Here is a 9,608-nt window from a genome sequence, read left to right as displayed (position 1 = left end):
AGCCATGATCAAACTCTTCAGTTGAAAGCTTGATAGTCTGTTAAGCAGACCAAACTTGGTTCAGAGTCAAACTTCTCGTGAGAGGCTTGCTCCGATATTTGGTGACCTTGTCACCACTCATCGGCAAGCGCTCACACGAATTACCTGATCAAATTTTTAAAGAGCGTCGCTGTTAAGCGAGGAGGCATATTCTACCCGGAACGCTTGAGAAGTCAAGCACTTGATGATGAGTCAATCGACTGCCTCTAAGCATCAGCAAGCGGTGAGGAGCGTTGCTCGATCACCTGTTCCGTAAGGAGTGCGGCGTATTCTAGCGAATCGCCCGGGATTGTCAATCGATGATTTGGAAGCGGACTTCAAAAACATCAAACAAAACAACCACCTGCAAACCTCTTTCACCGCTGGTAACGCCATGCGTCCCCGGCAGCGGATGCGTACTTTACGCACGAACCGACGTGAGGGCAAGGGCTTTTTCAAGAGAATGTCATTCTCGGGACATACGGGTGACATCTCTGCTCTGCCTTTCTCTTCCCTCCTCATTCTGCTTCTCTTTTCTAGTCCTCGTCTCTCCTTTGCTTGCTGACACACCCCTTCCCCGGCCAGAAACGCATTCGGCCCCGCCAGGAATGACGGGGCCGAATATCGATCATCACATTGATGACAGCTGACGCCTACTTGTTGCCGCGCAACTTGCGCCCCAGCGCCATGATCGGGCCACTGGCGACATAGCAACCGAACAGGCCCAGCAGCATCACGGACGGCTCCAGCGAGATGACCACGAAGGCCAGCACGATGGCGAGCAGCGCGACGAAGGGCACCGGCCCCTTGAGGTCGATCTCCTTGAAGCTGTAATAGCGGATGTTCGACACCATCAGGATACCGGCAGCCGCGACCACGAAGACCATCAGCGACTTGAAGGCGAAGGTCTCGGCGTCGAAGTTGTGCATGGTCCATACGCAGCCAGCCACGAGTGCCGCCGCGGCCGGGCTCGGCAAACCGATGAACCACTTCTTGTCGGTGGAGCCGATCTGGACGTTGAAGCGCGCCAGACGCAGCGCAGCGCCTGCCACGTAGACGAAGGCGGCGATCCAGCCGATCTTGCCGACATCCTGCAGAATCCAGCTGAAAGTGACCAGCGCCGGCGCCACGCCGAAGGACAACATGTCCGCAAGGCTGTCGTACTCGGCACCGAAGGCGCTCTGGGTATTGGTCAGGCGCGCCACACGACCGTCCAGGCCGTCGAGCACCATCGAGACGAAGATGGCGATGGAGGCGTTGGCAAACTCCCCGTTCAGCGCGCACACCACAGCGAAGAAGCCGGAGAACAGTGCCGAGGTGGTGAACAGATTGGGCAGCAGATAGATGCCACGCCGACGAACGGGCTTGCCGTCCTCAATGGCCTCTTCCACGACTTCGCTGTCGTCGGTGAATTCTTCCACCACCTTGTCCAACACGGAACTGCTACGGCGGGTCGGTTCTTCGGGGGCTTCTTCTGCGCCGGGATGTCGATTGTCGTCAGTCATGGGATTCCTTGCATCATGCCTCGTCGTGGCAGGGTAATCACATTCTACACCTGCCAGTGAGCGCGAATAGTGGTGACACCCTAGCGGCCTCACCGTCGACTGTCACTTCCCTCTCCCATTCGATAGCGCTTATAGAGCAACAACGCAAGCGGGGCGCCCTCCTGATGGAGAGCGCCCCGCTCATTTCACGCTAGATCCAGAACGAAGGATCAGTTGCGTGACTTGTCGACCAGCTGGTTGGCAGTGATCCACGGCATCATGCCGCGCAGCTTCTCACCAGTCTGCTCGATCGGATGCTCGGCGTTCTGGCGACGACGGGCCGTCATGGACGGGTAGTTGGTGTTGCCTTCCTGGATGAACATCTTGGCGTATTCACCGCTCTGGATGCGCTTGAGTGCATTGCGCATGGCGACACGGGACTGCTCGTTGATGACTTCGGTGCCGGTCACGTACTCGCCATACTCCGCATTGTTGGAGATGGAGTAGTTCATGTTGGCGATGCCGCCTTCGTACATCAGGTCGACGATCAGCTTGAGCTCGTGCAGACACTCGAAGTAGGCCATTTCCGGTGCGTAGCCCGCTTCGGTCAGGGTCTCGAAGCCCATCTTGACCAGCTCGACCGCGCCACCACACAGGACAGCCTGCTCACCGAACAGATCGGTTTCGGTCTCGTCCTTGAAGGTGGTCTCGATGATGCCGGTACGGCCGCCACCGACGCCTGCCGCGTAGGACAGCGCGATGTCCTTGGCCTGGCCAGTCGCATCCTGATGGATGGCGATCAGGTCCGGGATACCGCCGCCCTTCACGAACTCGGAACGCACGGTGTGACCCGGTGCCTTCGGCGCGATCATGATGACGTCGAGGTCAGCACGCGGCACGACCTGGTTGTAATGAACGTTGAAGCCGTGAGCGAAGGCCAGGGTCGCACCCTGCTTCAGGTTCGGTTCCACCTGGTTCTCGTAGATGGCCTTCTGGTTCTCGTCCGGCGCCAGGATCATGACCAGGTCGGCCGCCTTGACCGCTTCCTCGACTTCAGCAACCTTCAGGCCAGCCGCTTCGGCCTTGGCCCAGCTGGAGGAAGAGCGACGCAGGGCTACGGTGACGTCGACGCCGGATTCCTTCAGGTTGTTCGCGTGGGCGTGGCCCTGGGAACCGTAACCGAGGATGACCACTTTCTTGCCCTGGATGAGGGAGAGGTCACAATCCTTGTCGTAATAAAGTTTCATCGTCATTGCTCCTGGCGGCTCACCCCGTCAGCGGGATGGCGTGAGATCTTGAAAGAGTGTCTGTTGTTCTTGCGCCCCTTCCCGCAAGGGAAAGGCTTGTGTCAGTGTCCAGCGCCGACGGCCATCTGTCTCGGCCGCTCTGCGTCCCCGGGAGGTCGTGCACCTTGGATCAAGGTCTGCCGTCCTCCTCCTGCGCGGCGATGAGTCCACCTTACCTGCACCTCGACATTGCGTAAAATGCTATATTTGCACCATCATATGCCATATAGCGCAACACAAGACATTTCCCTCTTCAGCACTCATCGACAGCGGACCCCGGCATGGACAATCGTCAACTCAAGCAATTCCTGACCCTCGCCGAAACGCTGCATTTCGGGCGCGCCAGCACTGCCTGCCACCTGAGCGCCTCTGCCCTGTCACGTGCCATTCGTGCCATGGAGGAGGAACTGGGCGTCAGTCTGTTCGAACGCGACAACCGCAGCGTCGCGCTGACGCCGGCAGGAGAACGCTTCCGTCGTCATGCTCGCGAATTACTGAGTCAATGGGATGACATTCGCCAGTCACTGCTGGAAGACAGCGATGAGCTGCGTGGCGAGCTATCCCTGTACTGCTCGGTGACCGCCAGCTACAGCTTCCTGTATGAGATTCTGGCCTCCTTCCGTGCCCGCCATCCGCATGTGGAGCTCAAGCTGCATACCGGTGACCCCGCCGTGGCATTGGAGCGCGTCTTGATGGGCCACGAGGACCTGGCGATCGCCGCGCGCCCCGATGTGCTGCCTTCACGTCTCGCCTTCACTGACTTCGCCGAGTCACCGCTGCGCTTCATTGCCCCGCGTCGTGATGGCCCCGGCCAGCAACTGGAAGGCATCGGCGAGGCGGACGATTCGGCGGCGGGCGACGACCACATCGACTGGACACGCGTGCCGATGATCCTGTCGGAGACCGGCCTGGCACGTGAGCGCTTCGATGCCTGGTGCCATGAGCGTGGCATCAAGCCGCGCCTGTATGCCCAGGTCGCCGGCAACGAGGCCATCGTCAGCATGGTGGGACTGGGCTTCGGGATCGGCGTGGTGCCACAGATCGTGCTCGACAATTCGCCGCTGGCCGATCAGGTGCGCATCCTCGATGTCGATCCGCCCCTGACTCCCTACAAGGTCGGCCTGTGCGTACAGGAAAAACGCCTGCGTCATCCGCTGGTGCGCGCGTTATGGGAGCAACTGCCCGGCTCGCCGCAGCGACCCGCTGACTGATGCCTGATAGTGATCCAACGAAAACGGCGCCCCGAGGGGCGCCGTTCTTGTCTTGCGATTCCACCACCGTCTTACAGGCTCAACACCTTCTCGCCGCGGGCGATGCCGGAGACACCGGTACGTGCCACTTCCAGCACGCCTACCGGCTGCATCGCCGCCAGGAAGGCATCCAGCTTGCCACCGTCACCGGTGATCTGGATGGTGTAGAGGCTCGGCGTGATGTCGACGATCTGGGCACGGAAGATGTCCGCCGTACGCTTGATCTCGTCACGCTGGGCGCCCAACGCCTTGACCTTGACCAGCATCAGCTCGCGCTCGATGTGGCTGCCCTCGGTGAGATCCACCAGCTTGACCACATCCACCAGCTTGTTGAGGTGCTTGGTGATCTGCTCGATGACGCGATCTTCACCGACCGTGGTGACGGTCAGACGGGACAGGGTCGCGTCTTCGGTCGGGGCCACGTTGAGGGTCTCGATGTTGAAGTTGCGCTGTGAAAACAGGCCGACGACCCGTGACAGCGCGCCCGGTTCGTTTTCCATCAGAATGGAGATGATATGGCGCATCAGGTCCGCTCCGTCTTCGTAAGCAGCATGTCACGCATGGAGCCGAGAGGCACCTGCATCGGATAGACGTGTTCACGCGGGTCGACATAGATGTCGAGGAACACCAGCTCGTCCTTGTTGCGGAAGGCTTCTTCCAGCGCAGGTTCGAGCTCCTCCACCGTGTGCACCTTGATGGCACGGAAGCCATAGGCGCCCGCCAGCTGCACGAAGTCAGGCAGCGACTCCATATAGGAATGCGAGTGACGGGACTTGTAGTTCAGGTCCTGCCACTGACGCACCATGCCCAGCGACTGGTTGTTGAGGTTGATGATCTTGACCCCGATCCCGTACTGCTTACAGGTCGAGAACTCCTGCATCATCATCTGGAAGCTGCCTTCCCCGGTGAACAGCACCACATCGTCTTCCGGGTAGGACATCTTGATGCCCATGGCCGCCGGGAAGCCGAAGCCCATGGTGCCCAGACCACCGGAGGTGATCCAGCGGTTGGGGCGCTGGAACTTGTAGTACTGGGCGGCGAACATCTGGTGCTGACCGACATCGGTGGCAACGAAGGCTTCGCCACGGGTCGCACGGTGTACGGCTTCCACCACCTGCTGCGGCTTGAGTGGCTCGCCCGGGGCGGACGGTTCATACAGCTTGCCTTCACGCTCGGCACGCCAGCCATCGATCTGGGTCCACCAGGCCTCCAGTGCATCAGGGTTGGCCAGCTCACGCCCCTGCACGAGGCTGATCATCTCGTTGATCACGGCATCGGCCGGACCGACGATCGGCACATCGGCGCGCACGGTCTTGGAGACCGAGCTCGGGTCGATGTCGACGTGGATGATCTTGGCCGTCGGGCAGAACTTCGAGGTGTTGTTGGTCACGCGGTCATCGAAGCGCGCACCGATGCAGATGATCAGATCGGTGTGGTGCATGGCATTGTTCGACTCGTAGGAGCCGTGCATGCCGGGCCAGCCCAGACACTGCCGATCGCCCTGCGGGTAGGCACCGATGCCCATCAGCGAGGTGGTGATCGGGAAGTTGAGGCGGCGCACTAGGTCAGTCAGCGCTTCGCTAGCACGCCCGGACACCACTCCACCGCCGGTGAAGAACAGCGGGCGACGTGCCTTGAGCATCAGCTCGACGGCCTTCTTGATCTGGCCGCTGTGGCCACGGGTGACCGGGCTGTAGGAGCGCATGCGTACCTTCTTGGGGTAGCTGTACTCGTAACGCTCGGTCGGGGCGGTCATGTCCTTCGGGATGTCGATGACGACCGGCCCCGGGCGTCCGCTGGAGGCCAGATAGAAGGCCTTCTTGATGACTTCCGGAATCTCGCTCGGGTGCTTGATCGAGAAGCTGTGCTTCACGATCGGGCGAGTCACACCGACGATGTCGGTTTCCTGGAAGGCGTCTTCACCGATCAGGTGACTGGCGACCTGGCCACACAGCACGACCATGGGAATCGAGTCCATGTAGGCCGTGGCGATACCGGTCACGGCATTGGTCGCGCCGGGGCCTGAGGTGACCAGCACGACTCCGGGCTTGCCGGAAGCGCGTGCGTAGCCATCGGCGGCGTGGGTAGCAGCCTGTTCGTGGCGGACCAGAATGTGCTGGACCTTGTCCTGACGGAACAGGGCGTCATAGATGTGCAGCGCCGCTCCACCGGGATAGCCGTATATATATTCCACGCCCTCGTCGTGCAGGGCGCGGGCGATCATGTCAGCGCCGGAAAGCAATTCCACTTGGTTATTCTCCCCTGGAGGTCTCGAGTGCGTCCGGCGGCAATGCGCAAGCCGGATCGAGTGCGACCTGAATGTCGCTACCGCAGAAATTGCGGCACCTGATGCCAAACCCTGGCGTCTGCGGCCCGGTTAGGGCCTGCACTCTTGTCGCATCGGTTGGATGCGGTCGGGGCTGATGGCCGGTCGGTACGGTTGGCGCACCCGGACCGGCGTATCCTTTGACAGGCGGACAGCGACTCAGCGTCTGTCCTTCACGCGGCGCTTCGAGGGTCGCCCGAATGGCCGCGCCCGCAATCAGGAATGGTCAAGAGTCCAACAGCCGCAAGGGGCTGTCAACTCAACCTTACGCCAGTGTGCGCCGCCTGCGCCAAATGCCACACCGATAACAATGAATCAGGCCATAAGCGTGCGTGAAACCTCACCAATGGCAATAAATTCGCAATTTTCTGCTTCGTGAATTTCAGCCTGCCTCACCCCGGGTTGTCATTTTGCGCCCGGACGGCAGACACGAAAACGCCCCACCGCAAGCGGAAGACAGACTTCCGTCACGGTGGGGCGTCACTCACGGGTGCGCGATTCAGCGCGTGAAGGTCAGTTCTCCGCCCTCTTCGCCGACCTGGATCACGTCACCGGGCACGAATTCACCGCCCAGCAGCGCCTGGGCCAGCGGGTTCTCGATACGGCTCTGGATGGCGCGCTTGAGCGGACGCGCACCGTAGACCGGATCGAAGCCTGCCTTGGCCAGCAGCGCCATCGCGGCATCGGTGATCTCGAAGCCGAGATCGCGATCGGCCAGACGCGCCTTGAGCCGCTCGAGCTGAATGCCGGCGATGGAGGCGATCTGCGCCTGTCCCAAGGCGTGGAACACGACCACTTCATCGATGCGGTTGATCAGCTCCGGGCGGAAGTGATTGCCGACGACTTCCATGACTGCCGTCTTCATGTCGTCGTACTGGAAGGCCGCCTTGCGATCGACACTCTCTTGCGTGTCTTCCTCGTCCGCGAGCTCGCCATTGAGGCCACTCATGCGCTGGATCATTTCCGACCCCAGGTTGGAGGTCATCACGATCACGGTATTGCGGAAGTCGACGGTGCGCCCCTGGCCATCGGTCAGACGGCCATCTTCCAGCACCTGCAGCAGGATGTTGAAGACATCCGGATGCGCCTTCTCGACCTCGTCGAGCAGCAGCACGGAGTACGGCTTGCGGCGCACGGCCTCAGTCAGATAGCCGCCCTCTTCATAGCCGACATAGCCGGGAGGCGCGCCGATCAGGCGAGCCACGGAGTGCTTCTCCATGAACTCGGACATGTCGATGCGCACCATCGCCTCTTCGGTATCGAACAGGAAGTTGGCCAGCGACTTGCAGAGCTCCGTCTTGCCGACCCCGGTCGGGCCGAGGAACAGGAAGGAGCCGTTGGGACGGTTCGGGTCCGACAGCCCCGCGCGTGAGCGCCGCACCGCATTGGATACCGCGATCACCGCCTCGTCCTGGCCGATCACCTTCTCGTGCAGCGCCTCTTCCATGCGCAGCAGCTTGTCACGCTCGCCCTCGAGCATCTTGGCGACCGGAATACCGGTCCAGCGCGAGACGACCTCGGCAATCTCCTCCTCGGTGACATTGGAGCGCAGCAGCACGTGGGCGGAGGTATCCGCCTCGCCTTCGCCGGCTTCGCTGATCTGCTTCTCGAGCCCCGGAATCACGCCGTACTGCAGTTCCGACATGCGGCTGAGGTCGCCGGCACGCCGCGCCTGCTCCAGATCGATACGTGCCTGTTCCAGCTCGGCCTTGAACTGGGCCGCGCCCTGGATGCTGGACTTTTCGGCCTTCCAGACTTCATCGAGGTCGGCGTATTCCCGCTCCAGCTCCGAGATCTGGTCCTCAAGCGCGCCGAGACGCTTGAGCGCCGCCTCATCGGTCTCCTTCTTGAGCGCCTCACGCTCCATCTTGAGCTGGATCAGGCGGCGGTCGAGACGGTCCATCTCCTCCGGCTTGGAATCCAGCTCCATGCGGATGCGTGACGCGGCCTCATCGATCAGGTCGATCGCCTTGTCCGGCAGCTGGCGGTCCGTGATGTAACGCGAGGACAGCCGTGCGGCGGCGATGATGGCACTGTCGGTGATGTCGACACCGTGGTGCACCTCGTAGCGCTCCTTCAGGCCACGCAGGATGGCGATGGTGTCTTCCTCGCTGGGCTGGTCGACCTGCACCTTCTGGAAGCGGCGCTCCAGCGCGGCGTCCTTCTCGATGTACTGACGATACTCATCAAGGGTTGTGGCACCGACACAGTGCAGCTCGCCACGCGCCAGTGCCGGCTTGAGCATGTTGCCGGCATCCATCGCGCCTTCGGCCTTGCCCGCGCCGACCATGGTGTGCAGCTCGTCGATGAACAGGATGACCTGGCCTTCTTCCTGCGCCAGCTCCTTGAGGACGGACTTGAGACGCTCCTCGAATTCGCCGCGGAACTTGGCCCCTGCCAGCAGCGAGCCCATGTCGAGAGACAGCACGCGCTTGTTCTTGAGGCCTTCCGGCACCTCGCCATTGACGATACGGCTGGCCAGCCCCTCGACGATGGCGGTCTTGCCCACGCCGGGCTCACCGATCAGCACCGGGTTGTTCTTGGTGCGACGCTGAAGGACCTGGATCGTGCGGCGAATTTCCTCGTCACGCCCGATCACCGGGTCGAGCTTGCCATCCCGCGCGCGCTCGGTGAGATCCAGCGTGTATTTGTTGAGCGCTTCACGATTGTTCTCGGCATCGGCGTCGCCCACGGCTTCGCCACCACGCAGTGCATCAATGGCGGAGGTCAGTGCGGGCTTCTTGATGCCCGATGAGGTGAACAGCTTGCCCAGATCACCACCCAGCTCCAGCGCGGCCAGCAGCGCGAGCTCAGAGGCGATGTATTGATCGCCGCGCTTCTGCGCTTCACGATCGGCCAGATTCAGAAGCTTGCCGAGGGCCTGCGAGGGCGCGACATTGCCATCGAACTGGGACACGGTCGGCAGATCATCCAGCTGACGCTTGAGGCCACTCATCAGGCTGGTGGCATCGCCGCCCGCCTTGTTGACCAGTGCCTTGAGACCGCCATCGCGGTCTTCCAGCAGTGCCAGTAGCAGATGCTGCGGGTGAATTTCATTGTGGCCTCGCCCGACGGCGAGCGACTGGGCATCCGCCAGAGCGTTCTGCAGCTTGCTGGTGAGTTTGTCGATGCGCATGGTGCCTTCTCCTGAGAGTCATGGCGGTACTCCTTTTCTCAGGAGCTTCGCCTGTAACATTTCGTATCTGACTCTCAAGATGGGGGCTGGCGCACGGCTTTCAAGGCA

General features: G+C 61.5%; 6 protein-coding genes. 1 reads left to right on the top strand and 5 read right to left on the bottom strand.

Features of this window, described 5'->3' with window-relative positions; all coding sequences use genetic code 11:
• Positions 1 to 671: 671 nt before the first annotated feature.
• The gene (gene pssA, locus CDPAHKCJ_RS12745) at positions 672 to 1,523 is read right to left on the bottom strand and encodes a CDP-diacylglycerol--serine O-phosphatidyltransferase (protein WP_166020098.1); all 852 of its coding nucleotides are present in this window, start codon (positions 1,521 to 1,523) and stop codon (positions 672 to 674) included.
• A gap of 209 nt (positions 1,524 to 1,732) precedes the next feature.
• Entirely contained in the window at positions 1,733 to 2,749 is a 1,017-nt protein-coding gene (gene ilvC / locus CDPAHKCJ_RS12740; RefSeq protein ID WP_043337232.1) for a ketol-acid reductoisomerase, read from the bottom strand.
• Positions 2,750 to 3,069: 320 nt separating this feature from the next.
• On the opposite strand from ilvC, the gene ilvY reads away from it, so the two are divergent.
• Positions 3,070 to 3,999 (top strand): HTH-type transcriptional activator IlvY, encoded by a 930-nt coding sequence (gene ilvY, locus CDPAHKCJ_RS12735; protein ID WP_166020097.1) that lies wholly within the window; start codon positions 3,070 to 3,072, stop codon positions 3,997 to 3,999.
• A gap of 71 nt (positions 4,000 to 4,070) precedes the next feature.
• On the opposite strand, the gene ilvN is transcribed toward ilvY, so the two are convergent.
• From ilvN to clpB, 3 genes are all read right to left on the bottom strand, one after another.
• Entirely contained in the window at positions 4,071 to 4,562 is a 492-nt protein-coding gene (gene ilvN / locus CDPAHKCJ_RS12730) for an acetolactate synthase small subunit (protein ID WP_043337227.1), read from the bottom strand.
• Positions 4,562 to 6,286: an acetolactate synthase 3 large subunit gene (locus CDPAHKCJ_RS12725; protein ID WP_077373491.1), complete on the bottom strand. Its 1,725-nt coding sequence runs from the start codon at positions 6,284 to 6,286 to the stop codon at positions 4,562 to 4,564. Before CDPAHKCJ_RS12725 ends, ilvN begins: the two co-directional genes overlap by 1 nt.
• Positions 6,287 to 6,863: 577 nt before the next feature.
• Entirely contained in the window at positions 6,864 to 9,500 is a 2,637-nt protein-coding gene (gene clpB, locus CDPAHKCJ_RS12720; RefSeq protein ID WP_166020096.1) for an ATP-dependent chaperone ClpB, read from the bottom strand.
• Positions 9,501 to 9,608 lie beyond the last annotated feature (108 nt).

Origin of the sequence: Cobetia sp. MB87 (assembly GCF_011319755.1) — a bacterium.
Lineage (GTDB): Bacteria > Pseudomonadota > Gammaproteobacteria > Pseudomonadales > Halomonadaceae > Cobetia.
The sequence above is the reverse complement of the archived record's forward strand: the minus strand, read 5'-3'. Positions and strand labels throughout refer to the sequence as shown.

Coding starts and splice junctions, on each gene's coding strand:
- ilvC (WP_043337232.1), bottom strand. CDS start 2,749: ATGAAACTTTATTACGACAAGGATTGTGACCTCTCCCTCATCCAGGGC.
- ilvY (WP_166020097.1), top strand. CDS start 3,070: ATGGACAATCGTCAACTCAAGCAATTCCTGACCCTCGCCGAAACGCTG.
- pssA (WP_166020098.1), bottom strand. CDS start 1,523: ATGACTGACGACAATCGACATCCCGGCGCAGAAGAAGCCCCCGAAGAA.
- clpB (WP_166020096.1), bottom strand. CDS start 9,500: ATGCGCATCGACAAACTCACCAGCAAGCTGCAGAACGCTCTGGCGGAT.
- ilvN (WP_043337227.1), bottom strand. CDS start 4,562: ATGCGCCATATCATCTCCATTCTGATGGAAAACGAACCGGGCGCGCTG.